Origin of the sequence: Pantoea sp. Tr-811, from assembly GCF_011752535.1 — a bacterium.
Taxonomy (GTDB): domain Bacteria; phylum Pseudomonadota; class Gammaproteobacteria; order Pseudomonadales; family Pseudomonadaceae; genus Aquipseudomonas.
On sequence record NZ_VWXJ01000003.1, the window covers coordinates 358824 to 378946 of the forward strand.

19 protein-coding genes are annotated in these 20123 nt (G+C 64.9%); 5 read left to right on the plus strand and 14 right to left on the minus strand.

Translation table 11 applies throughout. From position 1 onward, the window contains the following. Window positions 1-3 precede the first annotated feature (3 nt). The 4 genes from F3J44_RS06615 to F3J44_RS06630 are packed head-to-tail and all read right to left on the minus strand — an operon-like array spanning window position 4 to window position 4783. On the minus strand, window positions 4-864 hold the full coding sequence (locus tag F3J44_RS06615; RefSeq protein WP_167271265.1) for an HlyD family secretion protein: 861 nt from the start codon (window positions 862-864) through the stop codon (window positions 4-6). Between the two features lie 10 nt (window positions 865-874). Then, window positions 875-1075, minus strand: a complete 201-nt coding sequence (locus F3J44_RS06620; protein ID WP_008097766.1) for a DUF1656 domain-containing protein — start codon at window positions 1073-1075, stop codon at window positions 875-877. A 4-nt stretch (window positions 1076-1079) separates the two neighbouring features. Beyond that, the gene (locus F3J44_RS06625) at window positions 1080-3257 is read right to left on the minus strand and encodes an FUSC family protein (RefSeq protein ID WP_167271268.1); all 2178 of its coding nucleotides are present in this window, start codon (window positions 3255-3257) and stop codon (window positions 1080-1082) included. Continuing rightward, window positions 3254-4783 (minus strand): efflux transporter outer membrane subunit, encoded by a 1530-nt coding sequence (locus F3J44_RS06630; protein WP_167271270.1) that lies wholly within the window; start codon window positions 4781-4783, stop codon window positions 3254-3256. Before F3J44_RS06630 ends, F3J44_RS06625 begins: the two co-directional genes overlap by 4 nt. Before the next feature lie 191 nt (window positions 4784-4974). Between F3J44_RS06630 and F3J44_RS06635 the strand changes: the two genes are divergently transcribed. Both F3J44_RS06635 and F3J44_RS06640 read left to right on the plus strand, forming a co-directional pair. Then, window positions 4975-5922, plus strand: a complete 948-nt coding sequence (locus F3J44_RS06635; protein ID WP_167065721.1) for a LysR family transcriptional regulator — start codon at window positions 4975-4977, stop codon at window positions 5920-5922. An 80-nt stretch (window positions 5923-6002) separates the two neighbouring features. Continuing rightward, window positions 6003-6977 carry a D-glycerate dehydrogenase gene (locus tag F3J44_RS06640; RefSeq protein ID WP_167065724.1) on the plus strand — a complete coding sequence of 325 codons (975 nt, stop codon included), beginning with the start codon at window positions 6003-6005 and terminating at the stop codon, window positions 6975-6977. A gap of 120 nt (window positions 6978-7097) precedes the next feature. Here F3J44_RS06640 and F3J44_RS06645 read toward each other — a convergent pair whose 3' ends face one another. The 4 genes from F3J44_RS06645 to F3J44_RS06660 form a co-directional block, all read right to left on the minus strand. Then, window positions 7098-8033, minus strand: coding sequence for a glycosyltransferase family 2 protein (locus F3J44_RS06645; RefSeq protein WP_167065727.1), 936 nt, complete (start codon window positions 8031-8033; stop codon window positions 7098-7100). Beyond that, the gene (locus F3J44_RS06650) at window positions 8030-8401 is read right to left on the minus strand and encodes a GtrA family protein (protein ID WP_167271272.1); all 372 of its coding nucleotides are present in this window, start codon (window positions 8399-8401) and stop codon (window positions 8030-8032) included. The genes F3J44_RS06645 and F3J44_RS06650 overlap by 4 nt, the downstream gene beginning before the upstream one ends. Further along, complete coding sequence (locus F3J44_RS06655; RefSeq protein WP_167271274.1) at window positions 8395-9915, minus strand: glucosyltransferase domain-containing protein; 1521 nt, start codon at window positions 9913-9915, stop codon at window positions 8395-8397. The genes F3J44_RS06650 and F3J44_RS06655 overlap by 7 nt, the downstream gene beginning before the upstream one ends. A gap of 90 nt (window positions 9916-10005) precedes the next feature. Then, entirely contained in the window at window positions 10006-10902 is an 897-nt protein-coding gene (locus F3J44_RS06660; RefSeq protein WP_167271276.1) for a DMT family transporter, read from the minus strand. A 245-nt stretch (window positions 10903-11147) separates the two neighbouring features. On the opposite strand from F3J44_RS06660, the gene F3J44_RS06665 reads away from it, so the two are divergent. Continuing rightward, on the plus strand, window positions 11148-12023 hold the full coding sequence (locus F3J44_RS06665; RefSeq protein WP_167271278.1) for an AraC family transcriptional regulator: 876 nt from the start codon (window positions 11148-11150) through the stop codon (window positions 12021-12023). 137 nt (window positions 12024-12160) lie between these two features. On the opposite strand, the gene F3J44_RS06670 is transcribed toward F3J44_RS06665, so the two are convergent. From F3J44_RS06670 to F3J44_RS06695, 6 genes are all read right to left on the minus strand, one after another. Beyond that, window positions 12161-14551: a TonB-dependent receptor gene (locus F3J44_RS06670; protein WP_167271280.1), complete on the minus strand. Its 2391-nt coding sequence runs from the start codon at window positions 14549-14551 to the stop codon at window positions 12161-12163. Between the two features lie 199 nt (window positions 14552-14750). Continuing rightward, on the minus strand, window positions 14751-15731 hold the full coding sequence (locus tag F3J44_RS06675; protein ID WP_167271282.1) for a FecR family protein: 981 nt from the start codon (window positions 15729-15731) through the stop codon (window positions 14751-14753). Next, a complete protein-coding gene (locus F3J44_RS06680; RefSeq protein ID WP_167065749.1) occupies window positions 15728-16285 on the minus strand; it encodes a sigma-70 family RNA polymerase sigma factor in 558 nt (185 codons plus the stop codon). The genes F3J44_RS06675 and F3J44_RS06680 overlap by 4 nt, the downstream gene beginning before the upstream one ends. After that, entirely contained in the window at window positions 16278-16604 is a 327-nt protein-coding gene (locus F3J44_RS06685) for a DUF3325 domain-containing protein (protein ID WP_167271284.1), read from the minus strand. The genes F3J44_RS06680 and F3J44_RS06685 overlap by 8 nt, the downstream gene beginning before the upstream one ends. Continuing rightward, complete coding sequence (locus tag F3J44_RS06690) at window positions 16604-18175, minus strand: PepSY domain-containing protein (protein WP_167271286.1); 1572 nt, start codon at window positions 18173-18175, stop codon at window positions 16604-16606. The genes F3J44_RS06685 and F3J44_RS06690 overlap by 1 nt, the downstream gene beginning before the upstream one ends. After that, entirely contained in the window at window positions 18172-18477 is a 306-nt protein-coding gene (locus F3J44_RS06695; RefSeq protein ID WP_167065757.1) for a DUF3649 domain-containing protein, read from the minus strand. The genes F3J44_RS06690 and F3J44_RS06695 overlap by 4 nt, the downstream gene beginning before the upstream one ends. 160 nt (window positions 18478-18637) lie before the next feature. Here F3J44_RS06695 and F3J44_RS06700 point away from each other — a divergent pair, with 160 nt between their 5' ends. Continuing rightward, on the plus strand, window positions 18638-19132 hold the full coding sequence (locus F3J44_RS06700) for a sigma-70 family RNA polymerase sigma factor (protein ID WP_167065760.1): 495 nt from the start codon (window positions 18638-18640) through the stop codon (window positions 19130-19132). Further along, complete coding sequence (locus F3J44_RS06705) at window positions 19129-20058, plus strand: FecR domain-containing protein (RefSeq protein WP_167271288.1); 930 nt, start codon at window positions 19129-19131, stop codon at window positions 20056-20058. The genes F3J44_RS06700 and F3J44_RS06705 overlap by 4 nt, the downstream gene beginning before the upstream one ends. Window positions 20059-20123: the final 65 nt, after the last annotated feature.

Consider the following 20123-nt stretch of genomic DNA (forward strand, 5'->3'; position numbering starts at 1 on the left):
AGCTCATTCCTCGCCCGGCTTCACCACCACCGTACAGGTTGTCCCCGCCGCCAGCAGGAACCCTTCTGGCACCTCATCGATATGAATCCGCACCGGCACCCGCTGCGCCAGCCGTACCCAGTTGAAGGTCGGGTTCACGTCGGCAATCAGCTCGCGGCTCTGTGGGTTGTCGCGGTCGTAGATGCCGCGGGCGATGCTCTCTACGTGGCCCTTGATGCGCTCGCCGCTCATCATCTGCAACTCGGCCGGGTCGCCCACGTGCACATGGGGCAGCTTGGTTTCCTCGAAGAACCCATACACCCAGAACGACTGCTCGTCGACCACCGCCATCACCGCTTCACCGGTGCGCGCATAGTCGCCCTTGTGGATGTTCAGGTTGGTCACGTAGCCATCCACCGTGGCGACGATATGGGTGCGCTTGAGGTTCAGTTCGGCTGCCGCAAGCCCCGCCAGGGCCTGCTGGTATTCGGCCTGGGCGGCGTTGGCGATGTTGCTGGCGTCGTCGCGGTTTTCCCGGGAGATCACCAGGTTGTCCAGGTCGGCGCGGCGCTTGGCGTTGACCTTGCGCATGTCCCAGGTGGCCTTGCGCGAGGCGACCAGCGCCTTGGCCTGGTCGACCGCCAGTTGGTAGTGCTCGGGGTCGATCTGGATCAACAGGTCGCCCTTCTTGACCCGCTGGTTGTCCTTGACCGGTACGTCGACCACATAACCCGGCACGTCGGCGGCAACGTTGATGATGTCGGCGCGCACACGGCCGTCGCGGGTCCAGGGCGTTGTCATGTAGTGCAGCCACAACTGGCGACCGATCACCACGGCAGCGGCCAGCACCAACAGGGTGGCGATCAGGCTGAAGAACTTTTTCATCGATGGATTCTCACCAGTAGAGCGACAGCGCCAGGGCGCCGAACAGGCAGACGAACAGGCTCAGGCGCAGCAGCGCCGGGTGCCAGAAGAAGCGGTAGCCATCATGGCTGGCAATGAACCGGTCCAGGCCCCAGGCCAGGCCCAGGGCGAACAGGAACATCAAAGTCATGGTGGGCATGTACACGCCATGGAAGGCGATTTCACGGGGCATGGCATTACTGAACATGGTGCGTTCCTTTCGCCGGGGCCAGCGGCGACTGTGGGTCCAGCAGGGAAGAACGGATGAAGTGCAGGTAGCTCTGCGCCCGGCGCAGCACCGAGGTGTCGAAGTGCCGGGCAAAGGGCTCGTCGGTGGCCTGCACACGGGCGATGGCGTGGTCCACCGCCACCAGGGCGCGCTCGTGGTTGCTGGCGCTCGGTTGCAGGAACAACCGCGCCAGGGCCCGGCCCATCACGCGGATCGCCTGGCGCCAGGGCTGCGACTCGGCGTAGGCCGGGTGCACCGGCGCCCGCGCCTGCTCCTTGCGCAGCTCGATGATCGCGTGGCCGATCTCCAGCACCGTGAACATCCAGCCCATCAGCTGGCTCTGCACCTGTGGCTTGCCCGCCGCCAGACCATAGGCCTGGTGCAGCAGGTCGCGGGTGCGGCTTTCGAATGCGCTGCCGAGGCCACGCAGGCGCCCGCTGATGGCGAACAGCACCTGGCCGCGCAGCTCCTGTTCCAGGCGGCTCCACAACCAACGGCTGTTGGGCGGCAGGATGATCGCGCCAGCAGCGGCGCAAACGAACATGCCGATGACCATGCCGATGTAGTCGTTGATGAAGCTGTACGGGTCGTAGACGGTGAGGTTGTTCGGCACTGAGCCGATGGCGAAGAACACCAGCAAGCCAATGCCGTAGCCCGCGTAGGCCGGGCGCGACGACAGGAACGCGCCGAGTGCCAACACCGGCGCCAGGACCATGCACAACAACGCGAAGCCGTCGATCCAGGGGAACACGAAGAAGGTTTCGAAAAAGCCGACGAAGGCGCCGATGGCCGTGCCACAGGCCATCTGGAACGACATGCGCTTGGGATTTGGCGATGCCGCCGACAGGCCCACGGTCACCGTGGCGATCAGGGTCATCATGGCGCCGCTGGGCCAATCGCTCATCAGCCAGTAACTGCCCAGCAGCAACAGCACCGCCGAGGCGCGCACGCCAGCGGCCAGCGACACCAACCAGCTGGTCTGCGCCACGTAGGGCTCGTCCCACTGCTCGCGCTGGTGATTGTGCGCGGCCAGCGAGGCGTGGGTTTCGGCGTAGCTGTACATCTCGTCGACGAAGCGGTAAAGCAGCTCGAAGGCGGTGTGGAAGTCCAGCTGGTCGGACTCGCTCGGCCCGGTGGCCAGGTAGTCGGCACGCAGGCCACGTACCTGGGCCTGCAGGCCCTCCTTGTAGGCGCCCAGCTCCAGCGTCAGGCGCAGGGCATCGGCGTCGGTGAGCGCCCGGCCGACATAGGGCTGCAGCAGCTCGACCAAGGTGCCAAGGCCAGGCTCGATGGCGCTGACGATCTGCAAGGGGCCGCGGGCGCGCAAGCGTTCCAGCAGGCGATGCAGGGCGTTGAAACGGGTGGTGATGGCCATGAACTCGCTGTTCATGCGCACCAGCCGGCCCGAACGCCGGCGCATGTGCGGGTCTTCGAAGGCGGTTACGTTGCGCAGGCTCTCCAGGCCCACCGCCTCGGCAACGAAACGCACGTTGCTGGTTTCGAAGCGGTCGCGCTGGCTGTCGCCGCGCAGGGCTTCGACCACCACACCTGCGAACACGCCAAAGCGCTGGTACAGGGCGTTGCGCATGGCGGCGCTGGCCGACTGGGGCAGGATCGCGGCGCTGACGAAGGTCGACACCATGATACCCAGGGCAATCTCCAGCACCCGCCACACGGCGGCCATGAACGCCTGGTCGGGGTGCTGCAGCACCGGCAGGCCGATCATCGCTGCGGTGTAACCGGCCAGCACGAAGCCGTAGGCGCGGAAGGTGCGGTAGCGCATGGCGCCCGCCGAGCACAGGCCCACCCACAGCGCGAGGCTGGGCAGGAACAGCTCGGTGTTCTGCGGGAAAATGGCAATCAGCGCCACCATCATCGCTGAGCCTGCCAAGGTGCCGAGCACCCGGTAGAAGCTCTTGGCGAACACATGGCCGCTCTGCGGCTGCATGACGATGAACACGGTGATCATCGCCGTGCGCGGTTGCGGCAGCTCCAGGCGCATGGCCAGCCACAGGGTGATGAACGCCGCGGCCAGCACCTTGAAGATGTACACCCAGGTCACCCCGTCGGTACGTGCCCAGGCGAAAAAGCCCCGGCGCCACTCCAGGCGCTGCAGCCAGCGCACGGGCAAACTGCAAGCGCTCATTCGGCGTTACCCGGCTGCTGGTCGAACAGGGCCAGGCTGGCCGGGGTTTTCGGGGCGGCCTGGCGCTGTTCGTCCGGCACGTCCTTGCCCGCCTGCAGGCCGCCGCCCAGGGCGGTGACCAGCTCGGCATGGGCGATCAGGCGCGCGGCCTGCACCTGCTGTTGCACCTGTTGCTGGCGAAACAGCAAGGTCTGGGCATTGAGCACATTGAGGTAGTCGGTCAGGCCGCGCTGGAAGGCGACCGTGGCGATGTCGTAGGTTTTCTGCGCAGCGGCCACCGACTCGGCGGCAAAGTGCGCCTGTTGCTGCATCGACTCACGGCGAATCAGCTGGTCGGAGATGTTCTTCAGCGCACCGATCACGGTCTGGTTGTAGCGCGCCACGGCCACGTCGTAACCCGCCGAGGCCACGCCCAGCTGCGAGCGCAGGCGGCCGCCATCGAAAATCGGCAGGCTGATCGCCGGGCCCACGTTGTAGTTGAACTTGCGCCCGGTCAGGAACTCCAGCGGGCCACCGCCGGTGGCCATGAAACCCAGGCTGCCGACCAGGTCGACATTGGGGAAGAAACCGGCATGGGCAACGTCGATGCCGCGGGCCTGGGCAGCCACCTGCCAGCGGCTGGCAACCACGTCGGGGCGCTGGCCGACCAGTTCGGCGGGCAGGTTGGACGGCAGCTTCAATGGCGCGGCCAGGGTCAGGCTCGGGCGCTGCAGTTGCGCGCCCTCCCCCGGGCCCTTGCCAGCCAGGGCGGCCAACTGGTTGCGGGCCAGGGCGATTTCTTCATCCAGGCTGTCGAGCTGGCGGTGGGTTTCAGGCAGCGGCGCCTCGGCCTGGCTGACTTCGAAATGGGTGCCGATGCCACCGGCCAGGCGGCGCTTGGCCAGGGCCAGGATCTGCTCTTGCTGTTCGAGTTCGGCCTTGACGATGTCGCGCTGGGCAAAGTGCAGGCTCAGCTGGATATAGGCGCGCACCACGTTGTTCTGCAATTCGAGCTGGGCCTGGCGGGCCTCGGCCACGCTCATGTGCGCCTGGTCCACGGCCTGCTCGCTGGCATTGCGCTCGCGGCCCCACAGGTCCAGGGCGTAGCTGAAGCCAATGGCGGCGTTGTTGTCCCAGGTGTTGGCCCCCGACAATGCGCCGGGGCCGTAGAACTGGTCCTCCGGCCAATTGTGCCGCTTGAGGCTGGCCTGGCCGTTGGCCTGCAGCTGTTCAGCCGACTCGACCACCCCGGCCATGGCCTTGGCCTCGCGTACCCGCGCCGCCGCCATGGCCAGGCTCGGGCTACCGGCCACGGCAAGGTTCACCCAGCGGTTCAGTTGCGGGTCGGCATAGGCCTGCCACCACTGTTGGTCGGGCCAATGGGCATCGCTGGCTGCCTCGCGAATGGCGGCATCAGGGGTCAGGGAATTGGCTTGCAGGGTCTTGCTTTGCGGGGCAATGCCCCAGGTTCCGATACAGCCGCTCAAGGTGAGACTAAGGGCACAGGCACTGAACACTTGAAGCGTTCTGATGATGCGACGCGGCACAGCTGCGATTTCCCGAGGAAGAGGTGGAGGGGCCGGGCAATTCTAGGGGGCAGCCGCACTGGCGATAAGCGCATATTCCTGCGAATCTTTGTTACCGAAACAGCGATAATCCGCCTTTGGTCGAAGGCAAGTTTTCATAACTTTTGCGTTACTTCATGACACAATTTTGTCCTCTATATCGAGAGTGACCCATGGACACCCTGCAAAACATGCGTGCTTTCAGTTGCGTAGCCCAGCTAGGCAGCTTTACCGCCGCCGCCGCGCAACTGGATACGACCACCGCGAACGTGTCGCGGGCGGTCTCCAACCTGGAAGCCCATCTGCAAACCCGGCTGCTCAACCGCACCACCCGGCGCATCGCCTTGACCGAAGCCGGCAAGCGATACCTGATGCGCTGCGAGCAAATCCTCACCTATGTCGAGGAAGCCGAGGCCGAGGCCAGCGACGCCCATGCCCGGCCTGCCGGGCAGTTGAAAGTGCACTCGATGACCGGGGTCGGCCAGCATTTCGTGGTCGATGCCATCACCCGCTACCGCGAATCGCACCCGGACGTGACCTTCGACCTGACCATGGCCAACCGCGTGCCAGACCTGCTCGAAGAGGGTTACGACGTGTCCATCGTGCTCGCCACCGAGCTGCCGGACTCCGGTTTCGTCTCCCAGCGCCTGGGCATCACCTACAGCATCGTCTGCGCCTCGCCCGACTACGTGGCGCGCAACGGCTTCGCGCACAAGCCGCTCGACCTGCTGCAGCACGCGTGCCTGCGCATGGTCAGCCCGGTGATTCCGCTGGAGAAGTGGTTGTTCGATGGCCCGGAAGGCCAGGAGCTGGTCAACATCACCAGCTCGCCGTTCCAGGTCAATTCGGCAGACGCGATGAAAACCGCGATCCGCAGCGGCATGGGCATGGGCGTGCTGCCGATCTACTCGGCAATCGACGGCCTGCGCGATGGCAGCCTGGTGCGGGCGCTGCCGGACTACCGCCTGCAGGAGCTGAACCTGTACGCCATCTACCCCTCGCGCCAATACCTGGATGCCAAGATCAAGACCTGGGTCGAGTACCTGCGCAATTCCCTGCCAGAGATTCTGGCAGCCCATGAGGCGGACCTGAAAACCCATGAATTACTGATCGCCAACTGAAAAAGCTGCTGCACGGCGGCGGTGGACAATGGTAGGTTGCTAAGCAACCAACCCGACCCACCGCCCTGAGAAGTTGCCCGATGAAAAAGACCGTCCTGGCCTTCAGCCGCATCACCCCGGCCATGGCCGAGCGCCTGCAGCAAGACTTCAACGTGATCGTGCCAAGCCCCAAGCTCGGTGATATCAGTGCCCAGTTCAACGAAGCCCTGCCCGAGGCCCACGGCCTGATCGGTGCCGGGCGTAAGCTTGGCCGTGCGCAACTCGAAGGTGCGGGCAAGCTGGAGGTGGTGTCCAGCGTTTCGGTGGGCTACGACAACTACGATGTCGACTACTTCAACGAACGCGGCATCGCCCTGACCAACACCCCCGACGTGCTCACCGAAAGCACCGCCGACCTGGGCTTCTCGCTGATCATGGGTTGCGCCCGCCGCACGGCCGAGCTCGATGCCTGGACCAAGGCCGGCAACTGGCAGGCCACCGTTGCGCCGTCGCACTTCGGCAGCGATGTACATGGCAAGACCCTGGGCATCGTCGGCCTGGGCAACATCGGCGCGGCCGTTGCCCGCCGTGGCCGCTTCGGTTTCGGCATGTCGATCCTGTATGCCGGCAACAGCCGCAAGGCGGCGCTGGAGCAGGAGTTGGGCGCGCAGTACCGCAGCCTTGAGCAGTTGCTGGCCGAATCGGACTTCGTTTGCCTGGTGGTGCCGCTGTCCGACGCCACGCGCAAGCTGATCGGTGCCCGCGAGCTGAAGCTGATGAAGCCCAGCGCGTTTCTGATCAACATCGCCCGCGGCCCGGTGGTGGACGAGGCGGCGTTGGTCGAGGCGCTGCAGAACGGCACCATTCGCGGGGCCGGGCTGGATGTGTACGAGAAAGAACCGCTGAGCGAATCGCCCTTGTTCCAACTGCCCAATGCACTGACCCTGCCGCACATTGGCTCGGCCACGGCGGAAACCCGCGAGGCCATGGCCAACCGGGCCATGGAGAACCTGCGGGCGGCGCTGCTGGGTGAGCGGCCGCGGGATTTGGTGAATCCACAGGTTTGGAAGGGGTGATGGTTTTTTAGCGCTTGTGGTGGCCTCTTCGCGGGGCAAGCCCGCTCCTGCATCGCCAGGCCTGTGATGTACCTGTGGGAGCGGGCTTGCCCGCGAAGAGGCCGGGACAGGCAATAGCGATTACCGCTGGCGCCGCCGGCCCAGCACCTTGCGCACCACATACCGGGGGCGGTGCTTGGTTTCCTGGTAGATCCGCCCGATGTACTCCCCCAGTATCCCGATGCCGATAAGCTGCACCCCGCCGAGGAACAGGATCGCCGTCATGATCGACGGGTAGCCTGGCAAGTCGTTGCCGTGGAGCATCTTGTCCACCAGCATGTACACGGCAAAGGCAAAGGCGAACAGCGACACGCCCGCCCCTACGTAGCTCCACAGCCGCAACGGCACGGTACTGAACGAAGTGATGCCGTCCAGGGCCAGGTTCCACAGCCGCCAGAAACTGAACTTGCTGTTGCCCGCCACCCGCTCCGGCCGGTCGTACTCGACGATCACCGTGCGAAAACCCACCCACGACAGCACGCCTTTCATGAACAGTTGCTGCTCGGGCAACTGGCGGATAGCAGCCACCACCTTGCGGTCGAGCAGCCGAAAATCGCCGACGTTCTCTTCGATATGGGTTGAAGCAATGCGGTTGTGCAAGCGGTAATAAAGCCGTGCGCTCCAGCGCTTGAACGGCGTATCGGCAGTGCGGCTGCGGCGCTTGGCCAGCACCACGTCGGCCCCCTGCTGCCATTGCTCGATCATCTGCGCAATGAGCGACACCGGGTCTTGCAGGTCGACATCGATCGGCACCACGGCATCGCCTTCGGCGTACTCAAGCCCGGCGAACAAGGCCGACTCCTTGCCGAAATTGCGCGAGAAATTCACCACCGATACCCACTCGTCCCGCGCCGCCAGGGCCGCGCAGATGTCTTCGCTGGCGTCATCGCTGCCGTCATTGACGAACAGGATTTCCACGGTCGTGCCCTGCAGGGTCGGCTCGTTGCGCACGGCCTGGTAGAACCGCTCCAGGGTGTCCTGTTCGTTGTATACCGGTACGATCAGGGTGATGTTCATGGCGTGTTCCGCCTGAAAACTACGGCCTGCGAAAACCAGTAACCTGCGACCAGGCTCACTGCAGAAAAGATCACCAAAGTCAGCCAGGGCGACAGCGCGGCCCAGTCGGAAAACGCCCCAACCACAAAGCTCAAGGCTCCCATACCTGCAACGAAAATCAGGTAGCGAGAACCATTGGTCCGTGAACCGAAGGTGAAGTGAGCGTTCAGGCAGTATGAGAGGCTAGCGGCAACTGCGAACGCGATAATGTTACTGGGAGCCTGATACCAACCCGCGCACCCATGCAGCAGGAAAAATAGCAGCCAGTGCACCGCCGTGTTGCCGACACCGATCAAGCCGTAACGGTAGAAGCGCTGCAAGATCACCACCGGTAGGCCTCCTCTCCCTTCGGTGCTTTCATCAAAATATAGGCCGTACCATCAACCACATGGATGGCATAGAACAGGTCATCCACCACCGCAACAGGGCTGCGGGCCAATACCTGTTTACGTTCAAGTGGTGGATGCGAGCCAAAGTTGTTCAGCCCGAATCGAGGCATCATCTCCGGCAAAAGCAGGAAATTGACATTGAGTACATAGCGAAGGGCGGGCATCGCCTGGAACGCACCATTGCCTGCCGCAAGCCAGTGCCCACTGCTGCCGATGTCGAGCATGTAGATCCGCTTGGCGTCGTAGAGCGATGGCTGGCTTTGAATACGTTGCGCCAGTGCTGTCCCGACCGATTGCTGCAACTCTTTCTGCACCACAAGCAACCGGCCATAGGCGTAGGAAAACGAAAGCATGAACAGCAACGGAAGGGCCAGCAACCAACCCAAACGTGGCTGCAGGCCATAAAGCAGGCGATGCGCCAGGAGTGCCAGCAGCACCATGAGCACCCCAAAACCCTGAAGCAGACGGGCTCCATCGTCAAAATGCGCGAACAACAGCATCATGCCGTAGACCAAAATCACCACGGCCACTATCGGTAAGAACAACATCAACGCCAGCAGCAGGCGTTCCAAAACTGGGCGGCGATTGCACACGGTATCGCGCAGCGCCAGCAGCAGTGCGGCCAACACCAGCGCCAGCAGGCCAACGAACATCCAGGCAGTACCAGGGGTGATCAGCAACATTACATGGCCGAAAATGATCTTCAACCGCAGCACCACCTCGGGTAGCCAGCCGCCATCAAGCGGTAGCAGCGCAGTACGAGGTGTATCTATTAGCGGATAGACCACCAGGTAGTACAACCCGCAGCCACCCAGCAACTGCCCCAACCGAACAAGCAGATGCACGCAGGCCTGGCGCAGACCCGCATGGGCGAGCACCTGACGCATCACTTCGATGCAACAGAGCCCGGCAAAGACATTGACGCTTATCTGATAAAAACTGACGGCCGCAGCTACCAGCAGCGTACCGCCAAGGCATTGCCACGCGGGCGTGGCCTTAAGTGTGATCGCCCAGATGCATAACGCCAGCGCTATCGCCATGCCCGGCCCGTCGTACTGGTAGGACAACCCTTGTAGAAAAAACGGGTTGTACCAAAGTGGCAGAACAACAAACAGGCAGGTCGCCGTCGGCACGGGAAAGTAATGCCTGACCAAACTGGCCATGGCCATGGCGCTTGTTCCCGCCGCCAGCAGGACAGGCAAAGGAAAAAGATTCGGTGCACCCGCGTAAAACCCTAAAAACTGGTAGAACCAGGCAAGCAGGATGCGTCCTTGGCCGGTCCAGGAGTCGTTGCCACTCTCTTCCAGCCCTGCTGCCTGGGCGCGCCAGATGTCATCGATATAGGGATAGTCTGCAAGTAACAGCGGCAGCAGGTGCAGCGCCACTGCCAACAGGCAAAACAACTTCACCTGTCGCGGCGACAGCTGCACGTTCCATGATTGCGCAAGGATCATTCGGAAGTCCGGTGGCTGATGCTTCCGGGGTTAGTCTAGCCATCTGCCGGATTACCGCCCCTGGCATTTTAAGCAGTTGCAGCCCGCAGATCAGCGTGCTAACGCCACCTCGTGGCGTACCTTGGGCTTGCGAAATACCAGCACGTTGCCGCCCATCACCGCCACCAACCCCAACAGTGCCGGGCTGGTCCACTGATACCCCTCGGCAAACGCCGAGATGTTCAGCGCCACCAGCGGGAACAGCACCGTGCAGTAAGCCGCGCGTTCCGGCCCCATGCGCCCGACCAGGGTCAGGTAGGCGGTAAAGCCGATCACCGAGCCGGGAATGACCAGGTACAGCAGCGAGCCGATGTAGCGGCTGTTCCACTCCATGGCGAAGGGTATGTCGCTGGCCAGGCAGTACCCGGCCAGCATCGCCGCGCCATAGAGCATGCCCCAGGCATTGGTGGTCATGGGCTTGAGGCCGGCTTTCTGCTGCATGCTCGACAGCATGTTGCCGGCCGAGAAGCACAGCGTGCCCAGCAACGCCAGGCCTAGGCCGTAGAGGGTTTCAGGGCTGGCGGCGTGGAGCGACAGTTCCGGCCAGAACAACAGGCCCAGCCCCAACAGGCCCAGCGCGCCTCCACCCAGCACGTTGCCGGCAATTTTCTGGCCGAAGAAGATCCGCGCGTTCAGGGCGTTCCACAGGGTGGCGGTGGAGAACACCACGGCGATCAGGCCGCTGGCGATCCACTGGCTGGCGGTGAGGAAACACATGAAGTTGACGCAGAACAGGCAAAGGCCCTGGGCCAGGCAAACCAGGTGGCCGCGCCGGTTCATCGGCTGCAGGCGGCGGGTGAGCAGGAGGATGGCGAACAGGATCAGGCCGGCCAGGGCGAAGCGGTAGACGATCGACACGGGAATGGCGACCACGCCAAGCTGCAGTTTCAGGGCGATCCAGGTGGTGCCCCAGATCAGGACGGTGAGCAGGTACAGAGACAGGTTCATGGTGGTGGTTCCTTGGGCCTTTCAAAGTCGGCGCCCGGCTTTTCGCGGGGCAAGCCCGCTCCTACAGGCCGGTGGGTTCTCTGTAGGAGCGGGCTTGCCCCGCGAATCGAGGGCGCAGCCCTCGCCGGAGCCACCAGTGTTCCCCCTGCCCCGCCCCCACCGCTTGCACAAACTTGCGCTTTTCCTAGCCAACCAGCTGTCACCGCCCCCCAGGCGCAGTACGATGGCAGCCAGAGGACCCAACCATGACCCCACTCAGCCAACTGCAAGTGTTCAACGCCATGCACGCCTCGCCCAACGCCCGGCTGGAGCTGAGCGCGCAGCTGGGCGACGGCCTTGCCGCAGCGCTGTGGAGCAACCGCGACGACGCCCGCGACTACCAGGCGCCAAGCCACCACACCCTGTCGTGCTACATCGCCGACGGCACCGGTACCTTCCGTCGCCAGCGCCCGGCGGACAAGGGCGCGCCGAACAAACTGTGCATCATGCCGGCGGGCTTTGAGTCGAACTGGGTGGTCAACGGCGCCATTCGCCTGGCGCACCTGTACGTCAGCGAGGCGCAATTCGCCCTGGGCTGCGTGCGCCTGCTCGACCGCGAGCCGCGGGAGTTGCAGCTGCACGAGGCAACCTTCATAGACGACCCGCAGCAGTCGGTGCGCTTTCGCCAGTTGATCGGCCTGGCCTGGGACGAACCTGCCGAGCGCCTGCTGGCCAGCAGCCTGGCCCACGCGATCGTCGACCACGCCGTGCTCAGCCAGGTGGGGTTGCGCCAGGGTGTGCGGCTCAAGGGCGGGTTGGCACCCAGCCTGCGCCGCCAGTTGGTGGATTACCTGGAGGCGAATCTGGACCAGCCGATCACCCTGAGTGAACTGGCACTGCGCTGCAACCTGTCCGAATACCACTTTGCGCGGATGTTCCGCACCAGCTTCGGCCTGCCGCCCCACCAGTACCTGCTGGCGCGGCGGCTGCACCGGGCTTGCCAACTGCTGCGCCTGGCCGAGTTGCCGTTGGGGCAGGTGGCGCTGCTGTGCGGGTTCGCCAGTGCCAGCCATTTCAGCAACCGCTTCCGCCAGGCGTTTGGGGCAACCCCAGGCCAGTACCGCATGGCTACATGCAGCTGAAGGACCCACTGCGTCCCACTCCCCGGTAGGAGCGAGCGCAGCTCGCGATGCGCCGCACCCGCGGCGCTGGGCTTCGAAACGAGCACCGCTGGCGCGGCGCATCGCGAGCTGCGCTCGCTCCTACCCTCAGGGGAGCGTCAGAACTCGAAGGTACTGGACAAGCTCACCTGCCGCGCATCACCAATGGCGACGAAATACTGGTTCACCGCCGAGCTGTAGTACACCTTGTCGAACAGGTTCTTCACGTTCAACTGCAAGCGCACCTTGTGTTCATCGAGCTTGGTTTCGTAGCTGGCGAACGCATCTGCCACGGTGTAGCTCGGCAAGTCGAAGGTATTGGTCGAATTGCCTGGGCGTTCACCCACGTAGCGCGCCCCGGCGCCCACCCGCAGGCGGTCGCCGCCGAACAGGCTGCCGAAATCATACACCGCCGACAGCGAGCCGCTGTGCCGGGCCACGTTCTGCAAGCGGTTGCCCTTGAGGTCTGGGTCCTTGGTCACCTTGGCATCGGTGAAGGCATAGCTGCCGATCAGGCTCCAGTGCTCGCTGAGCTGCCCGGTCAGGTCCAGCTCCACGCCCCGCGAATTGACTTCACCGGCGTTGCTGTACAGCGTCTCGCCCGTGCCGCTGTCGAAGTTGGCCACCAGCACGTTCTGCTTGGTGATGTCGAACAGCGCCAGGGTGCCGCTCAGGCTGCCCGGCATGTCGAGCTTGGCGCCCAACTCCCAGGACTTGCCCTCCTCCGGCGCCACCGACGAGTCCAGCACCACGCCACCGGTCAGCGGGGCAATGCTGGAGTTGGGCTTGAACGACTCGCTGTAGCTGCCATAGAACGACAACTGGTCGTCGACCTTGTAGACGATGCCCGCATGCGGCACCCAGGCCTGGCCGCTGGTGTCGGTGTTGGCCTTGAATGGGCGGCCACGGCCGGCGTACTGGTCGAACTGCTGGAAGCGCGCACCCGCCACCACGATCCAGTGCTCATCCAGGTGCAGCGCATCCTGCAGGAAGATCGCATCGGTGCGCAGCTTGTCGGTCTGGTCGCTGTCGCTGGCCCGCACCGTACTGCCTTCCACTTCCTGGCCGTACACCGGGTTCAGGTAACTGAAAGTGGACTTGGCCGTCTGGCGAATCAGGTCGCCGCGAAAGATCTTGCGGTCTTCGTGGTCGACCCCGAACAGCAGGTCGTGCTGCATGCCGGCCAGTTGCACATTGCCGTTCAGGCTCAGGGTGGCGAACTGGTCGCGGCTCATGGCGTTATGGGTGCCGTCGATGCTGCGGGTCAGGGTGCCCTTGGCCTCGTTCACGCCGGTAACGCGCACTTGGCTGGCGTCGTAGGTTTCGCGGTTGAAGCTGTAGCCGAAATGCAGCTTCCAGTCGTCGGCCAGTTGGTGATCGACTTCCAGGCGGTACAGGTCGGAGCGCCCTTCCATGTCGTTGAAGGGTTCGTCGAGGCGGCGCGTGGCCGGAATGTTCAGCGGGTGGCCATTGCTGCCGAACGCGGTGCCGCGGTCGAAGGGGTAGAGGAATTCACGGTGCTCGTAGGCCAGTACCACCTGGGTGTCTTCGCCCAGCCAGGCGAACGACGGCGCTACCAGCGATTCACGGTGCACCCCGAAGTTGCGCCAGTAGTCTTCGTCTTCGTGGTCGACGATCAGCCGGTAGGCGAAGTTGCTGTCGCCCAGTGCGCCGGTGCTGTCGAAACCGCCGCCGCTGCCGTTCTTGCCACTGCCGTAGGTGGAGCCGCGCACGGTCAGGGCATTGTACTGCTCCAGTTGCGGGCGCTTGCTGACCACGTTGATGACCCCGCCTGGGTCCTGGATGCCGTACAGCAGCGAAGCCGGGCCCTTGAGCACTTCGACCCGCTCGGTGCTGGCGTTGAGGCTGCGGCCCTGCACCAGCGGCATGCCGTCGCGCATGATCGAGCCATCGCGGTTGTCGCCGAAGCCACGCTTCATCACGGTGTCGGAGGTGCCGCCAAAGTTGTTGCCCTGGGTGATGCCGCTGACGTTGGCCAGGGCATCGTCGAGGTTACGTGGCGCCTGGTCGCGCAGTACCTGGGCCGGCACTACGTTGATGGCCTGGGGGATGTCCTGGGACGGGCCCTGGCCGCGCATGATCGAGGCGCTGGCCGGTGGCTGGTAGCTGTAGTTGTCAAGCTGCGAGGTAACGTTGGTGGCCTGCAGGTTGAGGGCGCCGGAGGTGTCGACGGTTTCCAGCGTCAGGGTGCGGGCATCCAGGCGGCGCCAGGTCAGGCCGCTGTTGCCCAGCAGCTGCTGCAGGGCCTGCTCGGCGCTGAAGTTGCCGTTCAGCGCGGGGGCCTGCACGCCGGGCAGTTCGAGGGTGTAGACCACGCTCTGGCCGGTGGCGCGGCTGAAGGCGTTGAGCGCCTGGGCCAGGGGCTGGCTGGGTTGGGCAAAAGCGTGCAACTGGACCTGCTCGGCGGCCATGGCGAAGGGCGCAGCGGCGAGGGCCGAGCAGGCAGTGAGGCCGAACCAGAGGGGGACGCAACGCGGGGTGAACTTCATGGACGCTGACCTGTTAGAGGGTGATGACTGCGAATGAATCGCACTTACACTCATTACACGGATGTCACATCCAGTTACCTCATCACCCTTTGGAAAATATTTTGCTGGGCCGGCCCTTTCGCGGGGCAAGCCCGCTCCTACAAGGGTACGTGCGGGGTTTGTAGGGCGGGTTTGCCTGCGAAAGGGCCGGTATGGGCAACTACCTGATGACGGTCAGGCGCCCGAGTAGGGTCTGCCGTGAAAACCCGAGGACCTGGCCCAGCGAGTCCAGCGCCGCCAAGGGCTCTGCAACCGGGAAACTGCCACTGACCTTGCGCCGCCCCAGTTCGCCATCGAGCAGCACGATCCGCCCCGGGTAATAGCGCCCCAGGTCGTCGACTACCTGGGCCAACGGCACCTGGTAGTAATTCAGCCAGCCTTGGCGCCAGGCCAGGCGGCTGTCGCTGTCCACGCTCTGGGTTTCGCCAGCCTGGCCATCGGCGAAGGCCAACTGCTGATTGGCCGTCAGCTCATGGGCCGCCTGCCCCTGGGCCGCCGTTACCGCCACCCGCCCGCTGCGCACGGTCACCTGGGCACCGTCGCCCTGCTCACGGACCTCGAACTGGGTGCCGAGCACGCGCACCTGGCCCTCGCCCGCCTCGACCACGAACGGCTCGCCGGTGTGGGTCACCTGGAAGAACGCGGCACCATGCAGCAAGCGCACATGGCGCTCACCTTGCTGGAAGTGCACGGCGATGGCGCTGCCCGCATCCAGGGTCACCTGGGACTGGTCCGCCAGGGTCACCTGGCGGATTGCCTCGCCGCTGCTGAAGTCGGCTTGCAGGTTCTGCAGCCAGTCCACCGGCCGCCACCCCCCTGCCACGCCCATGGCCAGCACCAGGCAGGACGCAGCGGCCATGCCACAGAGCGCGCGCCAGCGCCCGCTGCTGGCGGGCCGGGCCATTGCCTGCAGGTAACGCTGCAGGTCAGCGTGCTCCTCCTCGGCCATGCGCGCCGCCGGCGCTTCGCTGATCTGCCATAGTAACTGGGCTTCGGCATAGGCCTCGCGGTGCCTGGGGTCGGCAATCAGCCAGCGCTTGAAGTCGGCGCTCTGGGCTGCCTCGGGTTGCTGGTTGATGCGCAGCAACCAGTGCAGGGCGGCGTCGGACTGCACGGCGGTGATCAGGTCTGGATGGCTCATTGGCGGGCGCTCCCAGGCCGGCGTGGGGAAAACGCGGGCTCGGCAACACTGGCCTTGCACGCTTCAAGGGCGCGCATCATATGCTTTTCCACGCTGCTCTGGGACAGTTGCATGGCCTTGGCGATTTCGCCGTACTTGCAGCCGTGGATACGGTTGAGCAGGAAAATCTGCCGGGTACGCTCAGGCAGTGCGCGCAGCGCCGCTTCAATGCGCTGCAGGTCGTGATCGGCCTCCAGTGCCTGCTCCGGCGCCGGGGCATCGTCGTCCAGCGGCTGCGAGGCCTCGGCCAGGCGTTCACGGCTGCCCTCGCTGCGCAGGTGGTCGATGGCAAGGTTGCCGGCGCAGCGCAGCAAGTAGGTGTCGAGCGCTTCGACCTTGACTTCGGGGCGGCGCCAGAAGCGCAGGAACAGCTCTTGCACCAGGTCCGATGCCGTGGCACGGCAACCGACGCGGCGGCTGATCAATGCCTCCATGCGCGCCCGCTGGCTCTGGAACACTTGCACAAAGCGGGCGCGGCTGCCGTCACTGTCGGTTTCGCTCAACGCATCACCCACCCAGCAGCGCCAGCAGCGGGCCCAGCACCAGGCTCAAGGCTGCCAGGCCAAGCAGCACCTTTGGCAGGTAAGGCAGGCCGAACACCCATAGGGTGACCCCGGCCATCAGCACCGCCACCCACTCCAGCAGACCGTGGTCCCAGCCGCGCAGGTGCACGGCAAGCAGCAACGACAGGGCCAGCAACAACCAGCCGGCGATCCGCAGGTTGCGCAACTGGCCAGGGCCTGGCTTGCGCCCGAGCAGGTCGCTGAAGTGCTTCTCCATGGCCAGGCACAAGGCAACGAAACCGCTGAAACCGATCAAGGCAACGCTGAGCATCAGTGCACCTCGGCCACGTCAGTGGTCGCCTTGGCCGCGCGCGGCGCGCGCTTGGCTGCAGGCTTTGGGGCACGCAGCATCTGCCTGGCAGCCCAGGCGAGGAACAACCCCGTGCCCAGGGCGGTGAGGTCGAACCCGGCCATGGCCCAGTCGGCGGCGGCCAGCGAATGCTCAAGCCCCTGCTCGCTGGTCAGCGAGTTGAGCAGCGGCAGCAGGGCAAAGGCCACCGCACCGAGTGCCAGTTGCTCACCCCAGGCCTTGCGCCCCGGGCGCAGCATGGCATGCACCAGCGCCAGCAGCCAGGCCAGGAAGAACGCGTTCACCTCCCAATCGGCACGGCCTTGCAGCGTGGCGGGCACCAGGCGGTTGGCCCAGAAGAACCCCGCCACGGCCAGCAGCAGGCCGCTCATGCTGGCGATGTTCAGCACCTCGACCAGGCGCAACTCGCCCGGCAAGCTGGCGCTCTTGGCATGCTTGAGCTGGCGCTTGCCCAGCCACATCACAAGCCCGGTGCCGATCACCGCCGTGCCGGCCACACCAAAGAAGAAGTACAGCCAACGCAGCCATGGCCCGGCAAAGTTGCCCATGTGCAGGCCGACGAAGCTGAACGAGGTCATCATCGCCGCGCTCTCGGGCTTGCCCTGGGTCAGCAGCGCGCCAGTGGCGCCGTCGAAGCTCCAGTTGGCGCTGCGCTTGTAGGCGATGCTGTCTGCCGAGGCCTGGGCGAAGCTGACCCGGGCGTTGCTGTCGCCAGGGTTCTGCACCTGGATGTAGCCCATGCGCGCACCCGGCACCTGTTCCTGAACCTTGGCGTACAGGCTGGCCAGCGGCACCAGCGGCGTGGCGACATTGGCCACCTTGGGCACATCGTCGCGGCCGAATACCTCCTTGAAATAGCCGTCGCTGTCGCCGTAGCTGGCCATGATGCTGGCCGGCATCACCATGTACATGAAGATCACCAGGCTGCTGTAGCTGATCATCAGGTGGAACGGCAGCACCAGCACGCCGATCGCATTGTGGCCGTCCAGCCAGGAGCGCTGGCCCTTGCCGGGGCGGAAGGTGAAGAACTCCTTGAAGATCTTCTTGTGGGTGATGATCCCGGTCACCAGCCCCAGCAGCATGATGAATGCGCAGAACGTGGCCAGCCAGCGGCCCCAGGGGTACGGCATCTCAAGCTGGAAATGGAAGCGGTAGAAGAAATCGCCGCCGCGGCTCTCGCGGGCCTCCACCGGTTGGCCGGTCTGGGCATCGAGCTTCTTGTTGACGAAGCCGCGCCGGCCGCCGTCGGGGTCGCGCCAGCCCACGCTGATCGGCGCCTCGCGCTCGCTGGGCAGGCGGATCATCCAGTTGCTGGCATGCCCGGCATTGGCCTCCAGGTAGCGCTGGGCCAGGCCCAGGCTGGCGACCGGGTCGAGTGCATGGCGGCGCACTTCCGGCTGGGTCCAGTGGCTGATCTCTTCCTTGAAGTACGACAGGGTACCGGTGAGGAAGATGGCGAACAGCAACCAGCCGAAAATCAGGCCGGTCCAGGTGTGCAGCCAGGCCATGGCCTGGCGGAAACCTTCCTTCATGGGTTTTTCATCCAGTAGGCAAACCCGTTGACCAGCGCCAGCAACAGGCTTGGCAGCAGCACGCCGAGCCAGGCACGCCAGGCGCTGCGGCAGGCAAAGCACCAGAGAAAGGCCAACAGGTAGAAAACGAACGATAGCATCATGCCGGTCATGGTCGCGTCCACCTGGGGCAGCGGCGCCAGCAGGGTGATGCAGATGCTCGCCATGGACGCCAGCAGGTACCCGCCCAGCAGCGCGGCGAGGCTGCGCGAAAGCACGCCCAAGCGGTAGCTGATGGGAAGTCCGGCGGCGGTGCGCTTCATGGCTGGGATCCGGTGGAGCTGGGGGATGCAATAGTAATGATTTCAATTCTCATAAGCAAAGCTTCCCAGGCATAGCCAAGGATTGCCGACGAAACGCCTTGCCACTACAATGCGAACAATTCTTACTACCAATTGCGCTGCATGGCGCCGGAGTATTGCGGTGTCCAGCGCCCTCTCTTCCACGGTCGAAGGCCTTTACCACGCCCACCACAACTGGCTGACCGGCTGGCTGCGCCGCCGCCTGGGCTGCCCGCAGAGCGCCGCCGACCTCGCCCAGGACACCTACGTGCGCCTGCTGCAAGCCCGCGAGGCACCGCAGTTGGTCGAGCCCCGGGCGTTCCTGGCCACCGTGGCCAAGCGCGTGCTGTGCAACCACTTCCGCCGCCAGGAACTGGAACGCGCCTACCTGCAGGCCCTGGCCCTGGTGCCCGAGCAGGTAGCGCCGAGCGAGGAACAGAAAGCGATCATCTTCGAAACCCTGCTGGAGCTCGACCGCCTGCTCGATGGCCTGCCGGCGCTGGTCAAGCGTGTGTTCCTGCTGGCCCAGGTCGACGGCATGGGGCAAACCGAGATCGCCCGCGAGCTGGGCCTGTCGCTGGCCACGGTCAAGCGCTACCTGAACAAGGCAGCCCTGCGCTGCTACTTCGCCCTATGAACGCCGCGTTCTCCGCGCAGGTGGCCGAACAGGCCGTGCACTGGCTGATCGAGTCGCAAGGCGATGACTTCGACCAGGCCCAGCAGCAGGCGCTGCAGCACTGGCTGCTGGCCGACCAGGAGCACCAGCGGGCCTGGGCACATATCCAGCAGGTCAACCAGCGCCTCAAAGGCGTGGCCTCGCCCGTGGTGCATGCCACCCTGCAGGCGCCGCCCTCCCCGGCCCGGCGCCGGGCGCTCAAGGCCTTGCTGCTGTTGGGCGTGGCCAGTGCCACCGGCCTTGGCCTGCACGGGCACAACCCGGTGCCGGGGCTGCTGGCCGACTACCGCAGCCCGCTGGGCGAACGCCGGCGCATGCGCCTGGACGATGGCAGCGTGCTGCAACTCAATACCCGCAGCGCCGCCGATGTGCGTTTCGATGGCCAGCAGCGCCAGGTGCGGTTGCTCGAAGGCGAACTGGCGCTGGACGTGGCCAACGATGCCCGCCCGCTGGTGCTGCGCACCGCACAGGGCGAATTGCAGTTGGGCAACGGCCACTTCAACGTGCGCGAGTTCGACGGCTTCAGCCTGGTTTCGGTGTTCAGCGGCCAGGCCCGTTTCGCTGGCAATGCCCTGCTCGCCGGCCAGCGCGCCCGCTTCAATGGCCACGGCTGGCAGGCCATCAGCCCGCTGGACCCAAACAGCGGCGCCTGGGTAGACGGCATGCTGGTGGCCTCGCACATGCGCCTGGCCGATTTCCTGGCTGAACTGGGGCGCTATCGCCACGGGCAACTGGGCTGCAGCGAGCGGATCGCCGACCTGAAAGTGTCGGGCTCCTACCCACTGGATAACAGCGAACGCATCCTGCAGATGCTGGAAGTGGCATTGCCGGTGAAGGTACGGCGCTTCACCCGCTACTGGGTAACGCTTGAACCGCGGCTGAGCTGATTTTTTTTCGTGCAGCCTGAGCCGATTGGCGAACCTCGCGTGACAGGGAAGGCAGAACCCCTTAT

Bases quoted from the DNA above. Each gene is read 5' to 3' on its own strand.
- F3J44_RS06615 (WP_167271265.1), bottom strand. From the start codon at position 864: ATGAAAAAGTTCTTCAGCCTGATCGCCACCCTGTTGGTGCTGGCCGCT.
- F3J44_RS06620 (WP_008097766.1), bottom strand. From the start codon at position 1,075: ATGCCCCGTGAAATCGCCTTCCATGGCGTGTACATGCCCACCATGACT.
- F3J44_RS06625 (WP_167271268.1), bottom strand. From the start codon at position 3,257: ATGAGCGCTTGCAGTTTGCCCGTGCGCTGGCTGCAGCGCCTGGAGTGG.
- F3J44_RS06635 (WP_167065721.1), top strand. From the start codon at position 4,975: ATGGACACCCTGCAAAACATGCGTGCTTTCAGTTGCGTAGCCCAGCTA.
- F3J44_RS06640 (WP_167065724.1), top strand. From the start codon at position 6,003: ATGAAAAAGACCGTCCTGGCCTTCAGCCGCATCACCCCGGCCATGGCC.
- F3J44_RS06645 (WP_167065727.1), bottom strand. From the start codon at position 8,033: ATGAACATCACCCTGATCGTACCGGTATACAACGAACAGGACACCCTG.
- F3J44_RS06655 (WP_167271274.1), bottom strand. From the start codon at position 9,915: ATGATCCTTGCGCAATCATGGAACGTGCAGCTGTCGCCGCGACAGGTG.
- F3J44_RS06660 (WP_167271276.1), bottom strand. From the start codon at position 10,902: ATGAACCTGTCTCTGTACCTGCTCACCGTCCTGATCTGGGGCACCACC.
- F3J44_RS06665 (WP_167271278.1), top strand. From the start codon at position 11,148: ATGACCCCACTCAGCCAACTGCAAGTGTTCAACGCCATGCACGCCTCG.
- F3J44_RS06670 (WP_167271280.1), bottom strand. From the start codon at position 14,551: ATGAAGTTCACCCCGCGTTGCGTCCCCCTCTGGTTCGGCCTCACTGCC.
- F3J44_RS06675 (WP_167271282.1), bottom strand. From the start codon at position 15,731: ATGAGCCATCCAGACCTGATCACCGCCGTGCAGTCCGACGCCGCCCTG.
- F3J44_RS06685 (WP_167271284.1), bottom strand. From the start codon at position 16,604: ATGCTCAGCGTTGCCTTGATCGGTTTCAGCGGTTTCGTTGCCTTGTGC.
- F3J44_RS06690 (WP_167271286.1), bottom strand. From the start codon at position 18,175: ATGAAGGAAGGTTTCCGCCAGGCCATGGCCTGGCTGCACACCTGGACC.
- F3J44_RS06695 (WP_167065757.1), bottom strand. From the start codon at position 18,477: ATGAAGCGCACCGCCGCCGGACTTCCCATCAGCTACCGCTTGGGCGTG.
- F3J44_RS06705 (WP_167271288.1), top strand. From the start codon at position 19,129: ATGAACGCCGCGTTCTCCGCGCAGGTGGCCGAACAGGCCGTGCACTGG.